Annotated in this window: 23 protein-coding genes and 2 pseudogenes; 16 read left to right on the top strand and 9 right to left on the bottom strand. The window is 74.3% G+C overall.

The features are described 5' to 3' along the window. Positions 1-25: 25 nt before the first annotated feature. The 5 genes from JD77_RS06595 (at position 26) to rsrA (ending at position 3,399) form a co-directional block, all read left to right on the top strand. A complete protein-coding gene (locus JD77_RS06595; RefSeq protein WP_145773493.1) occupies positions 26-733 on the top strand; it encodes an SOS response-associated peptidase in 708 nt (235 codons plus the stop codon). A gap of 212 nt (positions 734-945) precedes the next feature. Continuing rightward, a complete protein-coding gene (locus JD77_RS06590) occupies positions 946-1,338 on the top strand; it encodes a WhiB family transcriptional regulator (protein ID WP_145773492.1) in 393 nt (130 codons plus the stop codon). A gap of 80 nt (positions 1,339-1,418) precedes the next feature. Then, positions 1,419-2,039, top strand: coding sequence for an alpha/beta hydrolase family protein (locus JD77_RS06585; RefSeq protein ID WP_145773491.1), 621 nt, complete (start codon positions 1,419-1,421; stop codon positions 2,037-2,039). Between the two features lie 243 nt (positions 2,040-2,282). Beyond that, complete coding sequence (locus tag JD77_RS06580) at positions 2,283-3,110, top strand: sigma-70 family RNA polymerase sigma factor (RefSeq protein ID WP_145773490.1); 828 nt, start codon at positions 2,283-2,285, stop codon at positions 3,108-3,110. Between the two features lies 1 nt (position 3,111). After that, on the top strand, positions 3,112-3,399 hold the full coding sequence (gene rsrA, locus JD77_RS06575; RefSeq protein ID WP_145773489.1) for a mycothiol system anti-sigma-R factor: 288 nt from the start codon (positions 3,112-3,114) through the stop codon (positions 3,397-3,399). Between the two features lie 120 nt (positions 3,400-3,519). Here rsrA and JD77_RS35425 read toward each other — a convergent pair whose 3' ends face one another. Further along, complete coding sequence (locus tag JD77_RS35425; RefSeq protein WP_387226588.1) at positions 3,520-3,594, bottom strand: 50S ribosomal protein bL37; 75 nt, start codon at positions 3,592-3,594, stop codon at positions 3,520-3,522. A 237-nt stretch (positions 3,595-3,831) separates the two neighbouring features. Here JD77_RS35425 and JD77_RS06570 point away from each other — a divergent pair, with 237 nt between their 5' ends. Both JD77_RS06570 and JD77_RS06565 read left to right on the top strand, forming a co-directional pair. After that, positions 3,832-4,047: a biotin/lipoyl-binding carrier protein gene (locus tag JD77_RS06570; protein ID WP_091068708.1), complete on the top strand. Its 216-nt coding sequence runs from the start codon at positions 3,832-3,834 to the stop codon at positions 4,045-4,047. Next, positions 4,044-4,559, top strand: a complete 516-nt coding sequence (locus tag JD77_RS06565) for a GNAT family N-acetyltransferase (protein WP_145773488.1) — start codon at positions 4,044-4,046, stop codon at positions 4,557-4,559. The genes JD77_RS06570 and JD77_RS06565 overlap by 4 nt, the downstream gene beginning before the upstream one ends. A gap of 58 nt (positions 4,560-4,617) precedes the next feature. Here the strand turns inward: JD77_RS06565 and JD77_RS06560 are convergent. Further along, positions 4,618-5,269: pseudogene (locus tag JD77_RS06560) on the bottom strand (TetR/AcrR family transcriptional regulator); the annotation flags it as partial. A 110-nt stretch (positions 5,270-5,379) separates the two neighbouring features. Between JD77_RS06560 and JD77_RS06555 the strand changes: the two are divergent. Next, positions 5,380-6,969: an MDR family MFS transporter gene (locus JD77_RS06555; RefSeq protein WP_145773486.1), complete on the top strand. Its 1,590-nt coding sequence runs from the start codon at positions 5,380-5,382 to the stop codon at positions 6,967-6,969. Positions 6,970-7,015: 46 nt separating this feature from the next. Here JD77_RS06555 and JD77_RS06550 read toward each other — a convergent pair whose 3' ends face one another. Beyond that, the gene (locus JD77_RS06550) at positions 7,016-8,854 is read right to left on the bottom strand and encodes a tetratricopeptide repeat protein (protein ID WP_145773485.1); all 1,839 of its coding nucleotides are present in this window, start codon (positions 8,852-8,854) and stop codon (positions 7,016-7,018) included. A gap of 344 nt (positions 8,855-9,198) precedes the next feature. On the opposite strand from JD77_RS06550, the pseudogene JD77_RS06545 reads away from it, so the two are divergent. Beyond that, positions 9,199-10,229, top strand: a pseudogene (locus JD77_RS06545) (SIS domain-containing protein). A 30-nt stretch (positions 10,230-10,259) separates the two neighbouring features. Beyond that, complete coding sequence (locus JD77_RS06540; protein ID WP_145773484.1) at positions 10,260-11,786, top strand: sensor histidine kinase; 1,527 nt, start codon at positions 10,260-10,262, stop codon at positions 11,784-11,786. A 136-nt stretch (positions 11,787-11,922) separates the two neighbouring features. Here the strand turns inward: JD77_RS06540 and JD77_RS06535 are convergent, their stop codons facing one another. Then, the gene (locus tag JD77_RS06535; protein ID WP_145773483.1) at positions 11,923-13,593 is read right to left on the bottom strand and encodes a glycosyltransferase family 39 protein; all 1,671 of its coding nucleotides are present in this window, start codon (positions 13,591-13,593) and stop codon (positions 11,923-11,925) included. A gap of 529 nt (positions 13,594-14,122) precedes the next feature. Here JD77_RS06535 and JD77_RS06530 point away from each other — a divergent pair. The 4 genes from JD77_RS06530 (at position 14,123) to JD77_RS06515 (ending at position 18,038) form a co-directional block, all read left to right on the top strand. Continuing rightward, positions 14,123-15,835, top strand: a complete 1,713-nt coding sequence (locus JD77_RS06530; RefSeq protein WP_145773482.1) for a nitrite/sulfite reductase — start codon at positions 14,123-14,125, stop codon at positions 15,833-15,835. Positions 15,836-15,911: 76 nt separating this feature from the next. Further along, the gene (locus JD77_RS06525) at positions 15,912-16,070 is read left to right on the top strand and encodes an IS1 family transposase (protein WP_145773481.1); all 159 of its coding nucleotides are present in this window, start codon (positions 15,912-15,914) and stop codon (positions 16,068-16,070) included. Positions 16,071-16,237: 167 nt separating this feature from the next. Next, a complete protein-coding gene (locus tag JD77_RS06520; RefSeq protein ID WP_145773480.1) occupies positions 16,238-17,008 on the top strand; it encodes a phosphoadenylyl-sulfate reductase in 771 nt (256 codons plus the stop codon). Positions 17,009-17,318: 310 nt separating this feature from the next. Then, positions 17,319-18,038, top strand: coding sequence for a sirohydrochlorin chelatase (locus JD77_RS06515; protein ID WP_145773479.1), 720 nt, complete (start codon positions 17,319-17,321; stop codon positions 18,036-18,038). 360 nt (positions 18,039-18,398) lie between these two features. Here the strand turns inward: JD77_RS06515 and JD77_RS06510 are convergent, their stop codons facing one another. Beyond that, entirely contained in the window at positions 18,399-18,656 is a 258-nt protein-coding gene (locus JD77_RS06510) for a WhiB family transcriptional regulator (protein WP_073834718.1), read from the bottom strand. Positions 18,657-19,104: 448 nt separating this feature from the next. Next, positions 19,105-20,055 carry a diacylglycerol/lipid kinase family protein gene (locus JD77_RS06505; RefSeq protein WP_145773478.1) on the bottom strand — a complete coding sequence of 317 codons (951 nt, stop codon included), beginning with the start codon at positions 20,053-20,055 and terminating at the stop codon, positions 19,105-19,107. On the opposite strand from JD77_RS06505, the gene JD77_RS06500 reads away from it, so the two are divergent. Further along, on the top strand, positions 20,054-20,485 hold the full coding sequence (locus tag JD77_RS06500; protein ID WP_387226578.1) for a hypothetical protein: 432 nt from the start codon (positions 20,054-20,056) through the stop codon (positions 20,483-20,485). The two genes, JD77_RS06505 and JD77_RS06500, sit on opposite strands and share 2 nt — an antisense overlap. A 396-nt stretch (positions 20,486-20,881) precedes the next feature. Beyond that, a complete protein-coding gene (locus tag JD77_RS06495; protein WP_145773476.1) occupies positions 20,882-22,204 on the top strand; it encodes an IS110 family RNA-guided transposase in 1,323 nt (440 codons plus the stop codon). Between the two features lie 140 nt (positions 22,205-22,344). Here JD77_RS06495 and JD77_RS06490 read toward each other — a convergent pair whose 3' ends face one another. Genes JD77_RS06490 through sodN form a run of 3 tightly spaced genes read right to left on the bottom strand, consistent with a single transcriptional unit; the run spans position 22,345 to position 23,743 of the window. After that, positions 22,345-22,752, bottom strand: coding sequence for an ATP-binding protein (locus tag JD77_RS06490; protein ID WP_145773475.1), 408 nt, complete (start codon positions 22,750-22,752; stop codon positions 22,345-22,347). Between the two features lie 32 nt (positions 22,753-22,784). Further along, on the bottom strand, positions 22,785-23,342 hold the full coding sequence (locus JD77_RS06485) for a GNAT family N-acetyltransferase (RefSeq protein WP_387228361.1): 558 nt from the start codon (positions 23,340-23,342) through the stop codon (positions 22,785-22,787). Next, on the bottom strand, positions 23,339-23,743 hold the full coding sequence (gene sodN / locus JD77_RS06480; protein ID WP_145773474.1) for a superoxide dismutase, Ni: 405 nt from the start codon (positions 23,741-23,743) through the stop codon (positions 23,339-23,341). Before sodN ends, JD77_RS06485 begins: the two co-directional genes overlap by 4 nt. Positions 23,744-23,760: the final 17 nt, after the last annotated feature.

Genomic DNA, 23,760 nt, shown 5'->3' with positions numbered 1-23,760 from the left:
CGGCCCGGGGCGCTAGCGTGTGGCCATGTGCGGGAGGTACGCGACGACCCGGAGCGCGGGTGACCTGAGCGCGCTGTTCGAGTCGTACGACGAGACCGACGGCGGCGCCCGGTCGAGCCACAACGTGGCGCCGACCGATTCCGTGCCGCTGGTCCGGCTCGCCGGCGAGGGGCACCGGGCCCTCTCCGCCGGCCGCTGGGGGCTGGTCCCGCCCTGGGCCTCCGCGCCCGCCGGCGCCGCCCGGATGATCAACGCCCGGGCCGAGACGGTGGCCACGAGCCGGGCGTACGCGCCCTCGTTCGCCCGCCGCCGCTGCCTGGTCCCCGCCGACGGCTGGTACGAGTGGGTCCGGCTGGCCGAGGGCGGCCGCCAGGCCTACTACATGACCCCCGCCGACGCCTCGGTGCTCGCCCTGGCCGGCATCTGGTCGGTCTGGGAGGGTTCGTCCGGGCCGCTGCTGACCTTCAGCGTGCTGACCACGGCGGCGGTCGGTGAGCTGGCCGAGGTGCACGACCGGATGCCGCTGCTGTTGCCCCGCGAGCGCTGGTCCGCCTGGCTGGGCCCGGCCGACGACCCCGCCGCGCTGCTCGCCCCGCCAACACCGGACTGGCTGGCCGGGCTGGAGATCCGGCCGGTCGGGCCGGCGGTCGGCAACGTACGCAACGACGGACCGCAGTTGATCGACCGCATTCCGGCGCCGGCCCCGCCGGCCGAGGAAATGACGCTTTTCTGACACTTGCTTGCGTGCATTGTCGCGCGCTGATTTGACGGCGTTGGTGACGAATCGTCGCCCAACTGTCCCGCCGACTTTTACGCGAGTTTTCGGGCGGGCCCTTGTCCCCGCGTCCCGAAGTGCGATACAACACAGCGCCGGTAGTGGGTGTCGATTCGCACGGTGCGAACGACGCCCATCGACATTTCCGGTCCCACGGGGGAGGTGGGTGGATGACACGGGCGCGTATGCCCCGCCCGCACGAGGTGGCTGCCGCGCGACGGGATCCGCGACTGTTGCGGGCGTTGCGTGAACGGCAACAGGACGATGCATGGCGAACCAGGGGAACCTGTCAGAGCGTGGACCCGGAGACATTCTTTCCGGCGCCGAACGAACCGGCCGACGCGGCCGTCGCGCTCTGCCGCAGTTGCGACGTTCAGGGCTCCTGCCTGGCCTGGGCGCTGGAGGTCGGTGACTGCCACGGCGTCTGGGGCGGCACCACGCCGCGCGAACGTCGGGCGATGCTGGTCGCCTGGCGCGGCGAGGTCGATCCGGATCCGGACGCGGCCGACGAGGCCGGGCCGCCGGTGCGGGACCGGCTGCTCGCCCTGGTCCCGCTGAGCTGACCGGGCGGCGCTCCTCCGTCGACCGGTGGCTCTTCCACCGCTCGCGCTGACGGAGGAGCGCCGACCCGCAGAATGGGCCGGTGCGGCACGACGACGAGATCCAGACACCACGCGGGCCAGCCCGGGTCGACACCGCCCTGCCGGTCGGCCCGGCGGCCGCCCTGCTCGTGCTCGGGCACGGCGCGGGCGGTGACGTCGACGCGCCGGACCTGCGCGCCCTGCGGGACGCCGCGGTCGCCGCCGGCGTGGCGGTGGCCCTGGTGACCCAGCCGTACCGGGTTGCCGGCCGGCGCGCGCCGGCCCCCGCAGGCCACCTCGACGAGGCGTGGACGGCCGTGCTGGCCGAGCTGCGCCGTCGGCATCCCGCCGTGCCGGCGCTCGTGGTCGGCGGCCGGTCCAGCGGCGCCCGCGTCGCCTGTCGCACGGCGCCCGGGGTCGGCGCCGACGGCGTGGTGGCGCTGGCCTTCCCGCTGCACCCGCCCGGTCGCCCGGAACGCTCCCGGGCGGCGGAGCTGGCCACCGGCTTGCCGACGCTGGTGGTCAACGGCGACCGCGACCCGTTCGGCGTGCCCGAGGCGGCCCCGCCGGTCCGGGTGGTGGTCCGCCCCGGCGAGCGGCACGACCTGCGCGTCGACCCGGCCGGCACGGCCAAAGTGGTGATCGACTGGCTGCGCGAGCGGGGCTGGGCGTCGATGCCCTGAGCGGGCGTCGGCCGTGTCCGCACCCGGCGCCGGCCGTGTCCGGGCGCGGCGCACGTCGTTGACTCCGATGGTGCCGGCGGCCCGGTTCGGGCCTCGGCGCCGTCCCTCCCAGGCCCTTCCTGGTCCCAGCGCCGGCACCCGCCGGGGCCGGGGCCAGGAACGGGGGCGGGTGAGCAGGAATGCGGCGGCCCACACGCCGCGTTACCACCCTCGGACGAGACTTCTGCTTCGAGGGGGTGACCGGTGCCGACGGAGACCCGGAGCCGGGAACGGGACGAACAGGTCCAGGCGCGGCTGCTCCGGCAGCTGCTGGACGGGCCGGACTGGCCCGCGACGGCGCCGCCGGCCCAGCCGGAGACGGTGAGCGCCGGCACACCGCCCGGAAGTGGATCTGCGGGCGCGGTCGGGCGCGTATCCTCGGCGGGAAGGCATCCGACGCGAGGGGATGTGCGGTTGACAACCGAGAAGACGGACGAGCGCAGGGCCCGCTTCGAGCGGGACGCGATGCCCTTCGTCGACCAGCTCTACGCCGCCGCGCTGCGCATGACGCGTAACCCGGCGGATGCCGAGGACCTGGTCCAGGAGACGTACCTGAAGGCGTACGCCGCCTTCCACCAGTTCGAGCAGGGCACCAACCTGAAGGCCTGGCTGTACCGGATCCTGACCAACACCTACATCAACTCCTACCGCAAGCGGCAGCGCCAGCCGGTGCAGGCGCCCACGGAGGAGATCACCGACTGGCAGCTCGCCGAGGCCGAGTCGCACACCTCGAGCGGGCTTCGCTCGGCCGAGACGGAGGCGCTGGACCGGCTGCCCGACAGCGACGTCAAGGAGGCCCTCCAGCAGCTGCCGGAGGAGTTCCGCCTGGCCGTCTACCTCACCGACGTCGAGGGCTTCTCCTACAAGGAGGTCGCCGACATCATGGGCACGCCCATCGGCACCGTGATGTCCCGGCTGCACCGCGGCCGTCGTAACCTGCGCAAGCTGCTCGAGCGGTACGCCGCCGACCGCGGGTTCACCGCCGCGTCGTCCGGCAAGGGCTCGACCGCCGCCGCCGGCCGGGAGGTGTGACGTGAGCTGTGGAGAGCCGCACGAGACGGACTGCCGCGAGGTGCTCGCGGAGGTCTACCTCTACCTCGACCTGGAGTGCGGCGAGGCGCGCCGCACGCTCATCCGGCGACACCTCGACGAGTGCGGGCCGTGCCTGCGCGAGTACGGCCTGGAGCAGGAGGTGAAGGCGCTGGTCGCCCGCTGCTGCGGCAACGAGACCGCGCCGGAGCAACTGCGCGAGCGGCTGCGGATCCGCCTGACCGAGCTGGTCGTGTTCGAGGCGAGCGAGTCGCGCGAGCTGACGGACTGACGCGCCGCGCGCGACGAACCACCTACGACGGTGGCCCGGGTCGACCGACCCGGGCCACCGCCGCGTCCGGCGGGTGGCCGGACGGTGTGCTGAAACGGACGGCGGGCGCCGCCGCTCCCGTCAGGAGTTGGGGCGCTTGCCGTGGTTCGCGCTGCTCTTCTTGCGGGCCTTCTTCCTACGGGCCTTCTTCGCCATGCTGACCTCCTCATGTGCTGGTCACGTCCGCCCGCGCGGGAGCGCGGCGGTGGTCGCGTACCGGCCTCCCGGGCGTCCCGGGTCCGACCCGCTGATGCTAGTGCGTCGGCGCCGGACGTCCGCCCGGCGGGCCGGAACCGGCGGGGCGGCAGCGGCACCGTTCCGCGCCGCGCCCGCCCGGTGCGAAGCGCATGATTGGATACGCATCGCAGACACCGGTGGAGAGGGAGGGCCGAGATGGCCGAGGAGATCCGCGCCGAGATGGTGGCGAACGTGTGGAAGGTCGTCGCCTCGGCCGGGGACACCGTGTCCGAGGGGGACACCCTGGTGATCCTGGAGTCGATGAAGATGGAGATTCCGGTCGTCGCCGAGTCCGACGGTGTCGTGCAGCAACTGGCGGTCAACGAGGGCGACGTGGTGCAGGACGGCGACCTGATCGCCGTGATCGGTTGAGCGGCCTGCTGGTCCGGCGGGCCGCCGCGGCCGAGTTCCCGGCGGTGGCCCGGCTGACCGTTGCCGCGTACGAGGCGGACGGCCAGCTCAAGGGCGAGAACGGCTACGGCGCCGTGCTCGCCGACGTGGCGGCGCGGGCGGAGACCGGCGAGGTGCTGGTCGCCGTCGACGAGGCCACCGGCGAGCTGCTGGGCTCCGTCACGTTCGTGCTTCCCGGCACCCCGTACGCCGAGCTGTCCGGCCCGGGCGAGGCGGAGTTCCGGATGCTCGCCGTCGATCCGGCGGCCCAGGGCCGCGGCGCGGGGGCCGCGCTGGCCCGGGCCTGCCTGTCCCGCGCCGCCGAGCTGGGCTGCTCGGCGGTGGTGATCTGCGTACGCAGCGGGTTCGCCGGGACGGCCCAGCGGCTCTACGACCGTCTCGGCTTCGTCCGCGCCCCGGAGCGGGACTGGTCGCCGCTGCCCGGCGTGCGGCTGCTCGGCCTCCGCCGCGAGCTGGGCGCCCCGCCGGCCTGACCCGCCCGCGCGGCCACTCGTCGGCCTGACCCGCCCGTGCGGCCACTCGTCGGCCTGACCCGCCCGCGCGGCCGATCGCCGGCCTGACCCGCCCGCGAGCTGGCCGTCCGTCCGGCCGGCGAGGGCGGGGCTCACTCGCCCTGGTCGGCGATCCTGGCCAGCAACTCGTCCGCGATCTCCAGCCCGAGGGCCTTGCGCTCGGCGTCCGTGATGTTCGGGGCACGGACGGCGAACCAGCTGCTGTGCACGGCGAACAGCGACAGCGCGGCGCGCAGTTGGGCGGCCGGCGAGTCGTCGCCCCGGGCCAGCGCGTCGGCCAGGCGCATCATCCGCTCGCGCATCTGCTTGCCGGCGGAGAGGCTCTTCAGCACCGTCTGGTTCTGCTCGAAGAAGCGCATCACCGCGGCCTGCTCGCTGGCGAACATGGCCTCGGCGTACCGGGCGATCAGCTCCCGCCGGGTCGCCAGCGTCGCCGGCTGCTTCTCGGCCCACGCGATGAGCGCGTCCATCCGGTCCAGCCGGTCCTCCACGAAGCTGCTGACGATCTCGTCCTTGCTCCGGAAGTGGTAGTAGAGCGCCGCCTTCGTCACGTTGAGCCGCTCGGCGATCTCGCGCAGCGAGGTCTTCTCGTACCCCTGCTCGGTGAAGAGCTCCAGGGCGACGGTCTTGATGCGTTCCCGCGTGCCGCCTGTGCTCTCCCTCACGTGCAACACCACCCAAACTCGCTTGACGGTTTCCCGTCTCCCAACTTACCGTCCGGCTAGTAAGGTAACTAGCCGGACGGCAAGTAAGTCGGTCACACTTCGGGGGGAGCTTACCGATGACTCAGGCAGACCGGGTGCCGGAGCGGGGACCCAACATCAGGGTCGTCCTCTCCGGCCTGATGATCGCGATGATGCTCGCGATGCTCGACAACATGATCGTGAGTACGGCGTTGCCGCGCATCGTCGGCGAGTTCGGTGGGGTGGACCACTTCACCTGGGTCGTCACCGCGTACGTGCTGGGCACCACCGTCTCCACCCCGATCTGGGGCAAGCTGGGCGACCTCTACGGCCGCAAGGCGATCTTCCTCACCTCGGTCGGGATCTTCCTGGTCGGCTCGGCGCTGTGCGGCATGGCCGGCTCCGGCGCGTTCGGCGGCGCGGACAGCGGCATGATCGAGCTGATCGCGTTCCGGGCCGTCCAGGGCCTCGGCGCGGGCGGCCTGATGGTCGGCGTCATGGCCATCATCGGCGACCTGGTGCCGCCCCGGGAGCGGGGTCGGTACCAGGGCATGATGGCCGGCATCATGGCGGTCGCCATGGTGGCCGGCCCGCTGGTGGGCGGCTTCATCACCGACCACCTCTCCTGGCGCTGGGCGTTCTACGTCAACCTGCCGCTCGGCGGCGTCGCGCTGGTGCTGCTGCTGGTCACCCTGCACCTGCCCAAGTACCGCACCGAGCACCGGATCGACTGGCTGGGCGCCGCCCTGCTCTCGGTCGGCATCACCACGATCGTGCTGATCACCACCTGGGGCGGCAACGAGTACGACTGGTCCTCCCCGCAGATCCTCGGCCTCGCCGCGCTCGCCCTGGTCGCCCTGGTCGCGTTCGGGTTCGTCGAGCGGCGAGCCCCGGAGCCGATCCTGCCGCTCGGGCTCTTCGCCAACCGCAACTTCGCGCTGATCTCGGTGATTGGCTTCCTGCTCGGCTTCGCGATGTTCGGCGCGATGAACTTCCTGCCCCTGTTCCAGCAGACCGTGCAGGGCGCGTCGGCCACCAACAGCGGCCTGCTGCTGCTGCCGATGATGTTCGGGACGCTGGTGGTCTCGCTGGTGGCCGGCCGGGCCATCACCAGGACCGGCCGCTACCGGATCTTCCCGATCGTCGGCGGCGTGGGCATGACCGTCGGCATGGGGCTGCTGACGCTGCTCGACCTGCACACCAGCAAGGTGGAGTTGGCGCTCTACATGGTCGTCCTCGGCGCCGGCATGGGCTTCCTCATGCAGACCTCGATGCTGATCGCGCAGAACAGCGTCGAGCAGAAGGACCTCGGGGCGGCCAGCGGCGCGGCCACCTTCTTCCGCTCCATCGGCGGCTCGTTCGGCATCTCGCTGTTCGGCGCGATCTTCGCCAACCGGCTCGCCGGCTCGCCGGCCGGGGCCGCGTTCAGCGGCGGTGGCGGCGAGGGCGGCCGGATGGACCTGGAGAAGCTCAAGGAGCTGCCGGCGCAGACGCGGGAGCTGGTGCTGGGCGGCCTCTCCGACGCCATCTCGAACGTCTTCGTCTGGGCGGTGCTGTTCACCGTCGCCGTGCCGGTGCTCGCCTGGTTCATCCGGGAGGTCCCGCTGCGTACGGCCAACGAGCCGCCGCCCCCCGCCACCCCCGAGGAGCGCGCGGAGACCGCCCTGGGCAAGGCCCCCGCCGTCTGACGGCGCCCGTCGGAGTCCGCCCGCCGTCAGGCGGCGCGCTCGGGGGTCAGGGGCGGCGCCGGGGGCGGCGGAGCAGCTGGTGCCAGAGGCGGCGCAGCGGGTTGCGGCGGCGTCGGGCCGGCGGCCGGCCGGAGATCAGCTCGCCGGCCAGCGCCGCCGTCCCCGGGTCCAGGTCCGGCGTGGCCAGGGCCAGATAGGCCAGCGAGACCCCGATCGGCACCGGCCGGTCCCGGGCCACGGCCGCCGCGTCGGCCAGCCGCTCGGCCACCACGCGGACGACGTCGGGGCGTACGGAGGGGTCGACCCACGCCGCGGTGACCAGGGCGAACAGGGCCGCCTCGGTGATCCAGTCCTCGACCCCCCAGACCAGCTCCAGCAGCACGCGGCGGCGCACCGACGCGGCCCACGGCTCGTCGGTGCGGTGGTGCAGCAGGCCCAGGCACGCCCACACCTGCACGCAGCGCACCCACAGCGACGGGTCCTGCCCCGCGAGCACCCGGCCGAGGGCGGTGGCCGGGGGCGGCGGCGGGTGCACGAGCAGCCCGAGCAGGTCGGTCAGGTCCAGGGTGGCCAGGCCGACCGCCGCGTCGTACGCGGCCGGCGGGTGCGGCCACGCCGGCTGGGCGAGCTGCCGGACCCGGGCCGCCGCCTCGGCAGAGGGCGCGGGGACCGTCGGGGCGGGGACCGTGCCGTCGTAGCGCCACAGCGGCTGGTCGGTCGCGCGGCGGGGCTGGCGCGGGTCGGGTTCGGCCACCGCGGCCACCTCCACCCGCAGCCCGGGCACGGCCGCCTCGACCGTACGCATCGCGCTCGGCGGCTCCAGCGTCTCCAGCCGTACGGCGGCGCCCAGGCCGCGGTGGTCGGCGGCGAGGGCCCGGCGCAGCGCCTCCACCATGGCCCCGGCGGCCGGCGTGACCTGCCCGAGCCAGGGCCGGCTGCGGCAGCACTCGGCGAGGTCGCCGTGCTCGTGGGAGTCGTCCGGGTGGTCCCGCACGAAGTCGGCCAGCGCCACCAGGTGGGCCACGTCGCCGTCGCGCTGGAAGCGCAGCCGGTGCGCGGTGTGCACGGCGCAGTCGAACGTCGGGTCCCGCGCCAGGGCCCGGTCGACCCACTCCAGCGCCTCGTCGAGCCGGCCGGAGTCGCCGAGCGTGCCGGCGATGTCGGCGTACACGGCCAGGTCGTCGGGGTCGTGCGCGACGGCCCGGCGCAGCGCCGCCAGGGCGTCCCGGGTCCGGCCGGCGCTGCGGTAGGCGTACCCGAGCCAGACCTCGCCGAGCTTCGACGGCTGCGCCCGTACGCCCCGGCCGGCCCACTGGATCGCGAGCGCGACCTCGCCGAGACGCCGGGCCAGCGCGGACGCCGCGCCCAGCAGCAGACCGTGCTCCGGATGGGCGGCGGCCGCGTTGCGGGCCAGCGCGAGGTACGCCCGCAGCGGCGCCCGCTCGGCCCGCGGCACCGGGTCCGGCAGGGCGCCGCAGACCTGCATGAGGACCCCGGCGGTGCGCTCCGGGTCGAGCCGTTCGGCCAGCTCGGGAGCGGTCACCCAGGGCACGCCGGCCCAGTCCGACCGCCGGTCGTGGCCGGTGGCGGCGGCCAGCAGTTCCAGCCCCTCCGCCGGCCGGCCCGCCGCGGCGAGCAGGTGCGCGCGGGCCACCACGGCGCCGACGAAGGCGCGGTGGTGCAGCGGGAAGAGGTCCAGCCCGCCGCCGCCGGCGGAGGCGACCCGGGCGAGGGTCTCGTGCGCCTCGGGCAGGGTCGGCGCCTGGGCCAGCGCCCCCGCCACGTGCCCGGCGGCGTGCGGCAGGTCGCCCTCGTCCAGGGCGAGCCGGGCCAGGGCCAGTTCCTCCTCCGCCGACAGCGGGGGATCGTCCCTTCCCTCGGACACGTGTGCCTCTCGCTCGTAGCTATTCGCCGGGCCGGGCAAGCCTAGGTGATGTTGGGGCACCGTGGTGATCCGCTGCGCAATGCTGTTCGGTACATTGCTTTTGGCCGGAGAAACGTGCAAGGCTGAACATCAAACGCGCGGCATTCGCGCAGCGGAGGGTTGCGCGGCAGCCGCGCGCCTGACGGGTCGTGCGCGAGCCGCGCGCCTGACGGGTCGTGCGCGAGCCGCGCGCCGGAAGGCGACGCGCGGAGCCGCATGGGAAGCGAGCGCGGATGCCGCGCAGGGAAGCGAGCGCGCGGATGCCGCGCAGGGAAGGGGTGTCCGTGACGGGTGCAGGGGCCGGGATGGCCGCCGACATCGCCGAGCAGCCGGCCGGTTACGAGCGGCTGCTCTCCGCCGAGCACGCCGGGGCGATCGCCCGGGTCGCCGCGGCCGTCGCCGAGCGTCGTCCCCGGCACGTGGTCTTCACCGCGCGGGGCACCTCCGACCACGCCGCGCTGTACGCGGCGTACCTGACCGAGATCCGGCTCGGCCTGCCCGCCGGGCTCGCCTCGCCCAGCGCGATCACCCTGTTCGGCGCCCGCCCCGACCTCTCCGACGCGCTGGTCGTGGGCGTCAGCCAGAGCGGCGGCTCGCCCGACCTGACCGAGGTGCTGCGCACCGCCCGCGCCTCCGGCGCGCTGACCCTCGCGGTCACCAACGCGCCCGACTCGCCGCTGGCCCGGGCCGCCGAGCTGAGCGTCGACATCGCCGCCGGGCACGAGCGGGCGGTGGCGGCCACCAAGACGTACACGGCGGAGCTGCTGGCCCTGCTGATGCTGGTGGAGGGGATCCGGGCCGGCGACGGCGCGCTGCCGGCCGAGGAGCGGGCCGCGTTGGCCGAACTGCCCGAGCTGGCCGCCCGCACCCTGGCCGACGCCACCGCGACGCAGCTCGCGCCCCGCTACCGGTTCGCCGCGCAGCTCGTCACCACCGGCCGGGGGTACGCGTACCCGACCGCCCGGGAGGCGGCGCTGAAGCTGATGGAGACGTCGTACCTGCCGGCGCTCGCCTTCTCGGGGGCCGACCTGCTGCACGGCCCGCTCGCCATGACCGACCCGGACGTGCCCGTGCTGGCCGTGGTCGGCTCCGGCCCCGGCGGCCGGTCGATGGGGGAGGTGCTGCCCCGGCTCGGCGAGCGCCGCGCCGACGTGGTGGTGGTCGGCTCGGCCGACGTGGCGGGGCCACCCGGATCGCCGTGCCCGACGTCGACGAGCGGTACGCCCCGCTGCTGGACATCCTGCCGCTGCAGCGGCTGGCCCTGGCCCTGGCGCTGGCCCGGGGCGAGAACCCGGACGCCCCGCGCGGGCTGAAGAAGGTGACCGCGACGATGTGACCGGCGGCGTGGCGTGGCACGCTGGTCTGCGTGTCCACGCTGCGCGACCTCGCCGAGGAGCACACGCTGCTCCGCCCGGCCGACATCGACCACCTGCACCGGATCGCCGGGGACTGGCAGCTGCTGTCCGACCTCTCCTTCGCCGACCTGCTGCTCTGGGTGCCGGTGGACGCCGACGGCACGTTCCTTTGCGTGGCCCAGGTCCGCCCGACGACCGCCCCCACCGCCTATCTCGACGACCAGGTGGGGCGGATCGTCGGCGGGCCGGAGGTGGCCCACCTGGCGGTCGCGTACGGGCAGGGCCGGATCTGGCGGGAGGGCGACCCCGTCTGGTACGGCGACGTGCCGGCCCGGCACGAGGCGATCCCGGTCCGGCTGCGCACCGCCGACGGCGAGGCCGGGGAGGTGGTCGCGGTGGTGGGCCGCGACACCAACCTGTCCACCGCCCGCACGCCCAGCCAGCTCGAACTGAACTACCTGACCACCGCCGACGACCTGGCCCAGATGATCGCCGACGGGACGTTCCCGCCGCCCCGGCACCCCGGCGAGACCACGTCCGCGCCCCGGGTCGGGGACGGCCTCGTGCGGCTGGACGCCGACGGCAAGGTCACCTACGCCAGCCCGAACGCCCAGTCCGCGTACCGGCGGCTCGGCTTCGCCTCCCACCTCGCGGGGGAGGACCTGGCCAAGCTGCACCGACGGCTGGCCGGCGATCCCCTGGAGGGAACCGACGCGGCCAACGGCATCCTCGCGGCGCTGCGCGGCGAGGCGCCGCCCCGACGCGAGATCGAGGCCCGCGGCGCGACCATGCTGACCCGGGCGCTTCCGCTGATACCCGCCGGGGTGCCGATCGGCGCGCTGGTCCTGGTCCGCGACGTCACCGAGGTACGCCGCCGCGACCGCGCCCTGATGACCAAGGACGCCACCATCCGGGAGATCCACCACCGGGTGAAGAACAACCTGCAGACGGTCGCCGCGCTGCTCCGCCTCCAGGCCCGCCGGGTCGCCATGCCCGAGGCCCGGGTCGCCCTGGAGGAGTCCGTACGCCGGGTCGCCTCCATCGCCCTGGTGCACGAGACGCTCTCCATGTCCAGCGACGAGGCGGTCGAGTTCGACGGCATCGTCGACCGGGTGGCCAGCGCCGCGACCGAGGTGGCGGCGACCGAGCAGACCGTCCGGATGCACCGGCGGGGCAACTTCGGGGTGCTCCCCGCCGAGATCGCCACCTCGCTGGTCATGGTGCTCAACGAGCTGCTGCTCAACGCCGTCGAGCACGGCTTCCCGCCGGCCGGGGAGGAGGGCGTGGGCGGCCCGGCCGGCGCGGCGGAGCCGGAGGTGGTGGTCTCCGTGCACCGGTTCCGCAAGCAGCTGCACGTCACGGTGGCCGACAACGGCCGGGGCCTGCCGGCCGAGTTCGACGCGGAGCGCGGCGGCAATCTCGGCCTGCAGATCGTCCGGGCCCTGGTCACCGGTGAGCTGCGCGGCAGCATCGAGCTGCGCAACGGCGCCGAGGGCGGCACGGAGGCCCTGCTCGTCGTTCCCCTGGCCCGCCCCTGACCCGCGACCCCGCCTTCGCCGGGGCGGCCGCCGGCGCGATCGTCGACGGGTGAGCGACTCGACACGCCGACGGGAGTGCCGCTCAGCCGCCAACCTTGGCCTCGCCGCCCTCGGCCGACGGGTGCGTGCGCGGTAGTCACCGGGTCAGGAGGGCGACCGTCACGCCCGGGCGGGTCCAGATCCGCGCCACGGTGAAGGTGTCGCGCAGGGCGGCTCCCTTCGCCCCGGCCACCGCGCCCACCGGGTCGGCCGGTCGCCCGGCCACGACCAGCCAGGCCCGGCGTACGCCGGCCAGGCACTCGGCCGGGCGCGCGCACTCGTCGGCCCAGTAGTCGCCGCGGGCGTCCTGCCCGCGTACGGCCAGTGCGTCGCGGGGCTGGCGGTCGCCCAGGTGGTAGCGGGTGCCCAGGTCGAGGAAGAGCCAACCGTCCCGGGGCGAGAAGACGACGGCGTCCCCGGGGCGACGCCCCTCGTCCACCACCCGGGCCGCCCCCCGGTAGTCGACGAGCGCGCCGGGCGGCCACTCGTGGCTGCGCCGCAGCGCCGCCTGGTCGGGCAGGCCGAGTACGCCGGCGAGGAGCACCACGGCGGACGCCGCCGGCAGCGCCACCGTGGCCAGCGCCGCCCCGGCCAGCAGACAGGCGAACGGCACGGTGAAGAACAGGTAACGCGGCACCCACACCGGGGCCGCCAGCCCGGCCAGGAAGAGCAGCAGCGCCGGCAGCGCCACCCCGGCGGCGGGCAACAGGGCGCGCGGGCCCGACCGGGCCGCCCCGAGCGCGGCGAGGCCGAGCAGCAGCCCGCCGACCGCGCCGCCGCGCGCCAGGGCGCTGGGCAGCGCGGCGAGGTCGGCCAGGCGGGCGGGGTCCACCCAGTCGAGCTGTCGCCCCCGCTGCCGGGTGCCCAGCAGCGCCAGCGGGGCCAGCGCGACGGCCGCCGGTACGAGCGCGGCGAGCCAGCCCCGCAGCGGCGAGCCCCGGCGCGCGGCGGGCGTGGCCCGGCCGCCGGCGGCCTCGGGGCGATCGCCTGCTGCGTCGACGGAATCGCGGGCTGCCCTGGCCGGGCCGCGGGCTGCCCTGGCCGGGCCGCGGGCTGCCCTGGCCGGGCCGCGGGCCGCCCTGGCCGTGCCGCGGGCCGCCTCGGCGACCTCGCCTGCCGCCCTCCCCGGGGCGCCCGCTGCCCCGGCCCGGCGGGGTGCCCCTCGACGATGCCGGGCGAGCACCGCGACCGCGTGCGCGGCGAGCAGGCTGAGCGCCACCAGGTGCGCCAGGCCGAGCGCGGCGACGGCGGCGGCGTACCCGGCCCAGCGGCGCCACCCGGGGCGGTCGAGCGCCCCGACCAGCAGCAGCGTCGCCAGCACCCCGAACAGGGCGACGAAGGCGTACGGGCGGGCCTCCTGGGCGTACCGGGACGTGCCGGGCACGGCCGCGAACAGCACCCCGCCGATCAGCCCGGCCCGCCGCCCGAGCAGCCGTTCGCCGAGTACGGCGGTCAGCCCGGCCGCCCCGGCCATGGCGAGCACGGACGGCAGCCGCAGCGCGGTCGCGGAGTCCCCGGCCAGCGCCAGCCAGCCGTGCATCAGCAGGTAGTACGGCACGGTGCCGGCGTCGATGGTGCCCGCCAGCCGGGCCAGCCCGCCCAGCGGCCGGGTGGCGGCGCTCCAGGTGGCCAGCTCGTCCCGCCACGGCTGCGCCCGGTCGATCCCCACCAGGGCGACCGTCGACGTGAGCAGCGCGGGCGCCAGCCAGACGGGGACCGACCGCAGCGGCGCGGAGGCGCTCCGCCGCGCCGCCCGCCCGCCGTTCATGCCCCGCCCGGCCGGCTCGGGCCGGGCGGGCAGGGCCGGACTGAGCCCGGCTTTTCCGGCATTTCGGCCACGGCTAGAGCGTCGCACACCGGCCGCGGCGTCGGGGCCGAGTGGGTAGGGGGACGCGGTCCGGCCGCGGTGGCGCTCGCCGTGGAACGCCGAACTGCCGCCGCGCGAGGGGTGAGGTACCTGACCTGGCCGTCCGGTCGGGGTGCCCGGGTGAGGGGGGTGGCGGCGTCATCGACGGTCCGTGATGTGGGATCGCACACTGGGCCATTGGAAGGGCCCCGGCAGGTGTGGGAGCATGGCCGCATGCTCGCCGCCATAGACCGTCGCTTCGTGGCCCGTCGCCACGTCGACTACGGCCGCGTGCGCAGCGCCATCTGTCCGGCCCACTGACGACGCCCGACCCATCCGTCTCGGGCGCGCTTTCGCGCCGGCCGTCCGACATCGCCGTCCACGGCCCGTCCCACGGGCCGGCCGCCGCGTCCGCGCCGCTGAGGCACAGCAGACAACGGAGGACGCCGCGATGGCGCTCAGCAGCACCCCCGCCCGGCCCGACGCTCCCACGGCCCCCCCGGCGCGGGCACCCCGCCGCCCTCGCGGGGAGGGACAGTGGGCGGTCGGCCACCGCGAGCCGCTCAACCCCAACGAGCGGATGAAGAAGGACGACAACCCGCTGAACGTCCGGGCGCGAATCGAGAACATCTACGCCCACCGGGGCTTCGCCTCGATCGACCCGCAGGACCTGCGCGGCCGGTTCCGCTGGTGGGGGCTCTACACCCAGCGTCGCGAGGGCATCGACGGCGGGCGCACCGCCGTGCTGGAGCCGCACGAGCTGGAGGACGAGTTCTTCATGCTCCGGGTCCGGGTGGACGGCGGCGAGCTCACCCTGGAGCAGCTCCGGGTCGTCGCGGACATCTCCCGGGAGTTCGCCCGGGACACCGCCGACATCACCGACCGGCAGAACATCCAGTACCACTGGATCCGGATCGAGGACATGCCGGAGATCTGGCGCCGGCTGGAGGCCGTCGGCCTGCAGACCACCGAGGCGTGCGGCGACTGCCCGCGGGTCGTGCTCGGCAGCCCGGTCGCCGGGGTGGCCCGGGACGAGGTGCTCGACCCGACGCCGGCGATCGACGAGATCGTCCAGCGGTACGTCGGAGACAAGAGCTACTCCAACCTCCCGCGGAAGTTCAAGACCTCGATCTCGTGGCTGGTCGACACCCCGTACGAGGCGAACGACATCGCGTTCCTCGGCGTCGACCACCCCGACCACGGCCCCGGCTTCGACCTCTGGGTCGGCGGCGGCCTCTCCACCAACCCCATGCTGGCCAAGCGGCTCGGCGTCTGGGTCCCGCTGGCCGAGGTCCCCGACGTCTGGGCGGGCGTGGTGGGGATCTTCCGCGACTACGGCTACCGCCGGCTGCGCAGCCGCGCCCGGCTGAAGTTCCTCGTCGCGGACTGGGGCGTGGAGCGCTTCCGCGAGGTGCTGGAGAAGGAGTACCTGGGGCGGGCCCTGCTCGACGGTCCCGCCCCCGAGCTGCCCGACAGGCCGATCGACCACATCGGCGTGCACCAGCAGCGCGACGGGCGCAACTTCGTCGGCGCCGCCCCGGTGGTCGGGCGCGTCTCCGGCGCCCAGCTCGCCCAGCTCGCCGACGTCGTCGAGGCGCACGGCAGCGACCGGGTGCGGCTCACGCCGTACCAGAAGCTGCTGGTGCTCGACGTGGCGCCGGAGCGGACCGACTCCCTGGTGACGGCGCTGCGCGGGATCGGCCTGGAGGCCCGGCCGTCGGCGTGGCGGCGCGGCACGATGGCCTGCACGGGCATCGAGTACTGCAAGCTGGCGATCGTCGAGACGAAGGCGCGCGGCGAGGAGCTGGTGGCCCGTCTGGAGGAGCGGCTGCGCGACTTCGACGCCGACATCTCCATCCACCTCAACGGCTGCCCCAACGCCTGCGCCCGCACCCAGGTCGCCGACATCGGCCTGAAGGGCCAGCTCGTGGTCGGCCCGGACGGCCGGCAGGTCGAGGGCTTCCAGGTGCACCTGGGCGGCGGCCTGGGCATGGCGCAGGGGCAGACCGCCGGATTCGGCCGCAAGCTGCGCGGCCTGAAGACCACCGCGGACGAGCTTCCCGGGTACGTGGAGCGGCTGGCCCGGCGCTACCTGGCCGGCCGGACCACCGGGGAGACGTTCGCCAACTGGGTGATCAGAGTCGACGAGGAGGAACTGCGATGAGCGAGCGTAGCGAGCGAACCGGCAGGCCCAGCGTGGTGGAGTCTCGTCGCGACGCCGAGCGAAGCGAGGTGTCGCGATGAGCGAGACCCGTTCCGTTCCGCTGTACTGCCCGTACTGCGGCGAGGAGGACCTGCGCCCGAGCGAGGCCGGGCACGGCGCGTGGGAGTGCCACGCCTGCGCCCGCGTCTTCACCGTGAGGTTCACGGGGCTGCTCAGTCGGGCGGTGGCCCGGTGAGTGCGAGGGGTGAGCTTGCGGGCCCCGCGGTCGCGAGCGAAAGGTTGGCACCGGTGAGTGCGAGGAGTGAGCTTGCGGGCCCCGCAATCGCGAACGAAAGGTTGGCACCGGTGAGTGCGAGGAGTGAGCTTGCGAGCCCCGCGGTCGCGAACGAAAGGTCGGCACCGGTGAGCGGCGGGCGCCTCGTCTCCGCCGTCGACCTCGGGCTGGTCGGTCCGGGCGGGCCGCGCCCGGACGAGTCGGGGCGGCGTGGCCCGGAGGAGCTGCGTGCCCTGGCCGAGCGGGCGGGCCGGGAGCTGGAGGGCGCGCCGGCGCTGGAGATCGCCCGCTGGGCGGCGGAGACGTTCGGCGACAGGTTCTGCGTGACCAGTTCCATGGCCGACGCCGTCCTGGCCCACCTGGTCTCCCGCGTCGCGCCCGGGGTGGACGTGGTCTTCCTCGACACCGGGCTGCACTTCCCCGAGACGCTGAGGGTGCGCGACGAGGTGGCCCGGCGGCTGCCGGTGAACGTCCGCTCCATCCGCCCCCGGCTCACGGTGGGCCAGCAGGACGGGGAGTACGGGCCCCGGCTGTTCAACCGGTCCCCGGACGACTGCTGCCAGCTGCGGAAGGTCGAGCCGCTGGAGCGGGCCCTGACCGGGTACGACGCCTGGGCGGCCGGGCTGCGCCGGGACGAGTCGCCGACCCGGGCCAACACGCCGGTGGTGACGTTCGACGCCCGCCGGGGCAGGGTGAAGGTGAACCCGATCGCGGCGTGGAAGCAGGCCGACGTGGACGCCTACATCGCGCGCCACGACATCCCGGTCAACGAGCTGTTCCGCCGGGGATACGGCTCGATCGGCTGCTGGCCCTGCACCCGGCGCACGAAGGCGGGGGAGGACCCGCGGGCCGGCCGGTGGGCGATGTTCGAGAAGACCGAGTGCGGGCTGCACCTCTGACCGCGGCGCCGCCGCCGGCCCCGGGCGCGGCCCTGGTCGTCCGGGCGGCGGCCCCGCCCGTCCCGGCCCCGGTCCCGGCCCCGGTCCCGGCCCCGGTCCCGGCCCGGTCCCGGCCCCGGTCCCGGCCCCGGTCCCGGCCCCGGTCCCGGCCCGGTCCCGGCCCCGGTCCCGGTCCGGGTCCCGGCCCCGGTCCCGGTCCCGGCCCGGTCCCGGTCCCGGTCCGGGTCCCGGCCCCGCCCGTCCCGGTCCCGGTCGTCCGGGCGGCGGCCCGCTCGTACCGGCCCCGGCCGTCGCGGCCGGGCCGGAGCCGGTGGTGCTGGTCGCGCACGGCAGTCGGGATCCCCGGGCGGCCGCGGCCACCCGGGCGCTCGCCCGCGCGGTCGCCGCCGCCCGACCGGGAACCCCGGTCCGGGCGAGTTGGCTGGACCACACCGACCCTGGGCCGACGGCCGTGCTGCGGTCGTTGGCGGCGGCCGGTCACGCCCGGGCCGTGGTGGTGCCGCTGCTGTTCACCGCCGCGTACCACCGGCGGGTCGACGTGCCGGCCGCCGTCGCGGCGGCGCGCGAGTCGGGGCCGCCGCTGGCCGTACGCGTCTGCGACGTGCTCGGCCCCGCCGACGGGGTGGTCGACCCGGGGCTGCTGGCCGGGTTGCGGCGACGGTTGACCGAGGCGGGACCGCGCACCTTCGACGCCCTCGTGCTGGCCGCTGCCGGCACGCGGGACGCCCCGGCTCGCGCCTCGGTGGGGCGGGTGGCGGCGGCACTGGGCGCCGCGTACGGGGTGCCCTGCCGGGTGTCGTACGCCTCGGCGGCCCCGCCCGCCGTCGGTGCGGCGGTGGCCCGCCTGCGCGCGGCGGGGGCCCGCCGGGTCGCCGTGTCGGCGTACTTCCTGGCCCCCGGCCTCTTCCACGACGCGGTGGTGGCGGACGCCCTGGCGGCCGGCGCGGCGACCGTCGCCGCGCCGCTCACCGACGCCCCGGAACTGGTCGACCTGGTGCTGCGCCGAGTGGCGGCCGCACCTCCGGCGTGAGCCCGCGTCGCGGTCCGCCGTGGCGGCGTGCGCCCGGTGTGTCTCCGGCGGGTGCCCGGTGTGCCTCCGGCGGGTGCCCGCGCCAAAGCCCGCCCACTCGCATCCGCCCGAAGCGTGATGCCCGCGCCGCGGTCCGCCCGCCCGCGGCGTGATGCCCGCGCCGCAGTCCGCCCACTCGCATCCGCCCGAAGCGTGATGCCCGCGCCGTAGTCCGCCCGCCCGCGGCGTGATGCCCGCGCCGCAGTCCGCCCGCCCGCGGCGTATCCCCGCCGACGGGCGGCCGGGGCGAACGGGCCCGGACAGCGCGACGCCCCGACAGGTCATGCCCTGCCGGGGCGTGGAGCTGCGTGGTGCGGTGGTTCAGGCGGAGTGAGCGCGAAGCACCCGGAGGCCGCCGCGACGCTTGACGGCGCGCCGCTCCTCCTCGCTCATCCCGCCCCAGACGCCGGCGTCCTGACCGGACTCCAGAGCCCACTGCAGGCACTGGTCGGTCACCGGGCAGCGCCGGCAGACGGCCTTCGCCTGCTCCACCTGCAGCAGGGCCGGACCGGACGTCCCGATCGGGAAGAACAGCTCCGGGTCCTCGTCGCGGCAGACGGCATCGTGGCGCCAGTCCATGGCGGCAACACTCCTCATTCTGGATGGGTGGCAGATATTGCTTTGGTGCTTTTCCTTTATGCGTCCGCACGCCGGATGGTGACGGTTCGCGTCCATCAATTCGGCGCTGCGTGAGCAGGCTCTTGCGGCCCCTGGAGCCTGCCGGAACAGCTCAACATGCTGAGCATATCCAGGCAATGTCCCGGTAACTCAAGTTCGCTTGTGAATACTTTCACGAACCCACGCAATGTCAAGGGTGACGCTCGGAAAAACTCCGGGCGGTGAGCAAGCTCACGACCCTTTTGTCCGGGTTCCCGGAAGACCCGGTTGCCCGCCGTGCCACAGTCGAGGATCAATATAGTACAGTGTCGGTGACATTGCTGACATTTCCGGCACCTCGCCTCGGTGTGGCGGCCACCGCCTCGACGCGGTGTGGGGGACCGCTTCGACCTGAGGCTGTACCCGAGACCTAGCAGATTACTCTCAGTGCGGCCGGAATGGATGTGAATCTGACTTTCTCCCGCTCACCGAGATAGTCCCCGTCCAGCTGGAAGGCCTGCGGACGGCTCGCGACCAGCGTGAACTCGGCCGCGTCGTGCAGTCGCAGCACCTGGCGGCCCCGGGGGTCGGGGTTCTGGGCGAAGAATTGAGTCACGGTGCGTGTCGTACTCATCACGCGAAGCCGGCGCAGGGCCAGGACGTCCAGGCCGAGGTCGAACGATGCCTGCGGGTTCGGGTTGATCTCCCGCTCGCCCAGGTACGTCCAGGGCGCGGTGTTCTGCACGATGACCGTGCCCAGCTCGGTCTCGGCGGGCTCGCCCGGGCGTTCCAGCGTGATCGTCGGGTGCCGGCGGTCTGAGCCGAGGAAGTACTGGCTGACCGTGGAGCGGAGGTACAACGTCGGGGTGGAGACCCGCCCGCGGCGGCGGGCCCGCTCGACCCGGCGGATCACCGCGGCGTCGAGCCCGAAGCCGGCGCAGAACGTGAAGTAGCGGTCGTCGGCCCGGCCCAGCCCGATCGTCCGGGACCGGCCCAGCCGCAGCCCCTCCAGGATCATGCTGGTGCCCTCGGGCCACTCCCGGGGCAGTCCGAGCGCCCGGGCGAACACGTTGGTGGATCCGCCGGGGACGGTGGCCAGCGCCGGCAGTCGCTCGGCGGGAGTCGTACCGGTGCGCATGGTCGGCGGTTCGGCCGTCATGAGGCCGTTCACCACCTCGTTCACGGTGCCGTCGCCACCGAGCGTGACCACCAGGTCGACGCCCTCCTCGGCCGCCTCCCGGGCGAGCTCCGTGGCGTGGCCTCGCCGCCGCGTGTACCGCAGGGCGAGATCGACCTCACTGCGCAGCGCCCGGACCAGTACGTCCCGGCTGCGCTCGCTCGTGGTGGTGGCCTTCGGATTGACGACCAGGACGGCCCGCATGGGCGGCACTGTACCGCGAGCCACCACGGGTATCGTGTCGCGCGTGACCATCGACTCTGACCCGAACCCGACCACGCTCGCCTGGGCGGTCCGGTTGCTCCGGGCGGAGGCGGTCGCTCTCGGCCTGGTCGCCGTCTGGCTCGTCTGGGCCGACCTCACCGCCGACACCACCGACCTGCCGTCCGCGCTCCTGGTGACCGCGTTCGCCGTCGGCGGCGCCGCCGCGCTCTGGGCGCTCGGCGGCGCGCTGGGCCGGCGCCGGGCCGGGGCCCGCGCCCCGGCGATCGTCCTCGAGCTGATGCTGCTGCCCGTCGGGTGGTACATGATCCAGGGCGGGCTGGGCTGGCTGGGGGTGCCGCTGATGGCGCTCGGCCTCGGCGTCGGCGCGCTGCTGGTGAGCCCGCCGACCACCCGCGCCCTCGGCTTCTAACCCGCCCCCGCCCCCGCCCCCGCCCCCGCCGGCCCCCGCCCGCCCCCTCCCCGCCGCCCCCTCCCCTCTCGCTCCGCCCTGCCCATGCAAACCCCGCCGCGATCTTGCACTTTCGGCCCCCGTTACGCGGCATTGGCCCGAATTGCCGGGGCCAGAACTGCAAGTCACCCGGTCTTTTCGGGACGCCTCGCAGGCGTGAAAATGGTGGACAGGTCGCCCGCCGACGCCGATCGATCTTGGTCTAGTTGAGGCCGTCTGCAAGTCTGGCGCCGGGGCCCGGACTCTTGTGGGTCACGCACTGTTGCTTCGAGCACGCCGGTCAGATTTTCGGTTCCCGACCGAGGCCCCCGGGCGACCTACCCACTGGTCGATCACGGTGAGGAGGGACGCGGGCGGATGCGCGGGTTACCCGAAGAGATCCCGGACGCTGACAGCGAGAAGGTCTGGGAGCGGGTGTGTGCGGTCGATGTGGCCAAGGAGTCGGGGATGGTGTGTACCCGGCTACCCGCCGCGGGTGGGCGGCGGGTGAGCCGGGTGTGGCAGGTGACGGCGACCACGAACGCGGTCAGTGACCTTGCCGCCGATCTGGTGGCGGCGGGGGTGGAGAGGGTCACCGTGGAAAGCACGTCGGACTACTGGCGGATCTGGTTCTACCTGTTCGAGGCAGCCGGGTTGGACGTGCAGTTGGTCAACGCCCGTGACGTCAAGAACGTGCCCGGGCGGCCGAAGATCGACAAGCTGGACGCGGTGTGGTTGGCCAAGCTCACCGAGAAGGGCCTGTTGCGGCCCTCGTTCGTGCCTGCGGCTCCGGTGCGGGTGTTGCGTGACTACACCCGGATGCGGGTGGATCTGGTCCGGGACCGGACCCGCTACTGGTCGAGGTTGGAGAAACTGCTTGAAGACGCCCTGATCAAGGTGTCGTCGGTGGCCTCCACCCTGCGGACGGTGTCGACGCGGGACATGGTTGAGGCGTTGATCGCCGGTCAACGTGATCCGGCGACCCTCGCCTCGCTGGCCCACGGAGCGCTGCGCCGCAAACGCAACGCCCTCATCGAGGCACTCACCGGCCGCTTCGACGACCATCACGGCGAGTTGGCCCGGATCCTGCTCGACCAGATCGACCGCCTCGACACCGAGATCGCGAAACTCACCACACGGATCGGGCAGATACTCGACGACATCGACCCACCGTCCCAGCCGGGCGGCGGCGACGGCGACACCCCGGCGCCAGACGCCCGGCGGCGCCTGGCCGAGATCCCGGGCATCAGCACCGAGTCCGCGCAACTGATCATCGCCGAGATCGGTCTGGACATGACACGGTTCCCCACCGCGGCGCACCTGGTGTCCTGGGCGAAGCTGTGTCCGCGCACCATCCAGTCCGGTACCAGCCTCACCGCGGGCAAGACAGGCAAAGGCAATCCGTACCTCAAAGGCGCCCTCGGTATGGCCGCAGCCACCGTCGCCCGCGGCAAGGGAACGTTCCTGTCCGAACGCTACCGGCGTCTGGTCACACGTCGAGGCAAAGGCAAGGCCAAGGTCGCCGTCGCCCGCTCCATCCTCGTGATCATCTGGCACCTGCTCAACGACCCAACCGCCCGTTACCACGATCTCGGCGCCGACTTCCACGAACGCCGTATCAACACCACCCGGAAGATCAACAGCCTGGTCCGGCAACTCGAAGCCCTCGGCCACACCGTCACCCTGCAACCGACAACCTGACCCCACACCCCCACCCCGCCCGGGCTGGCCATCAACACCGGGCCAGCCCACCGCGCCCAAAACCCGTCGTGGTACAGGTCATTTACCGGTCAGATCGCGGGGGTGGGGGTGGGGGCGGGGGACGGGGGGACGGGTGGGGGTTAGTAGGTGGTGGCGCGGCGGGTCAGTAGGGAGATGGTGGCTCGGCCGTTCGTGGCGTCCGCCGCGGCGGCTGTGGTGAGCGCCGTCAGCACCTTCCAGGCGAAGGACGACTCCGAGGGCAGCGTCGCGCCCCGTACGGTCGGCACGGTCACCTCGACGGTGAGCGCGTTCTCCGTCACCGTGAACCGGCACTCCAGCTCGGCGTTCCGGGTGGCGATCGCGAGCAGCATGGCGCACGCCTCGTCCACGGCGATCCGCAGATCCTCGATCTCGTCGAGCGCGAACTGGAGACGGGCGGCGAGACCGGCCGTGGCGGTGCGGAGCACGCCGAGGTAGCCGCCGTCGGCGGGCACCGTGAGGTGCACGACGTCGTCGTCGGTCGCTGGCTGGCCGGTCAGTTGAGTCACGCCTCATCCCCCCGGTGCGGGACTCTACCCGCTCAGGACCGCGGGTGGGCGGGCGCGGCGCCAGCCGGGGACGACGAATCGCCCGCCGGCCGTCCCGCCTGGGCCGCGAGCTCGGTCAGCGCCGACCCCGCCAGCCGGTACGGCACCCACTCGTCCATCGGCTTCGCGCCTATCGAGGCGTAGAAGCGGGCGGCCGGGTTCCAGTGGATCATCCACCACTCCAGCCGCTGGTAGCCCCGCTCCACGCAGATCGCCGCCAGGGTGGCCAGCAGATGCCGCCCCGCGCCGGTGCCCCGGGCCGCCGGGCGGACGTACAGGTCCTCCAGGTACACGCCGTGCACCCCGGCCCAGGTGGAGAAGTTGAGGAACCACAGGGCGAAGCCGAGCGGCCTGTCGGCGTCGTCCACCGCGACGTGGCCGTACAGCGCCGGGGTCGGGCCGAATAGGGCGGCCGAGAGCTGCTCGGCCGTGAGGTGGCACTGGTCGGGCGCGCGCTCGTACTCGGCCAACTCGTGCACCATCGCGACGACGGCCGGCACGTCGTGGGGACGTGCCGGCCGTACGGTCGGAACCCGGACGGGCAGGGTCACGCCTGCTTGGTCTCCCAGAAGATCTTCGAGATCTCCTCGATCTTCTGCAGCAGCTGGTCGGCCTTCGCCGGGTCGGTGGCGCCCTTGGCGCCGGCGGCGCCGGCCAGCTTCGTGGCCTCGTTGAAGAGCGTGTGCAGGTGCGGGTACTTCTCGAAGTGCTGCGGCTTGAAGTAGTCGGTCCAGAGCACCCACAGGTGGTGCTTGACCAGCTCGGCCCGCTGCTCCTTGATGATGATCGCCCGGGTGCGGAACTCCGGGTCGGTGTTCGCCTGGTACTTCTCGCAGATCATTTTGATCGACTCGGCCTCGATCCGGGCCTGCGCCGGGTCGTACACGCCGCACGGAAGGTCGCAGTGGGCGCTGACGGTCACACGCGGCGTGAGGATGCGGGGAAGGCGCATCAGGGTCCTCCATGGGA

Origin of the sequence: Micromonospora olivasterospora (genome assembly GCF_007830265.1) — a bacterium.
Classification (GTDB): domain Bacteria; phylum Actinomycetota; class Actinomycetes; order Mycobacteriales; family Micromonosporaceae; genus Micromonospora; species Micromonospora olivasterospora.
Note: the sequence above shows the minus strand (reverse complement) of the source record. Positions and strands in the feature narration are given on the sequence as shown.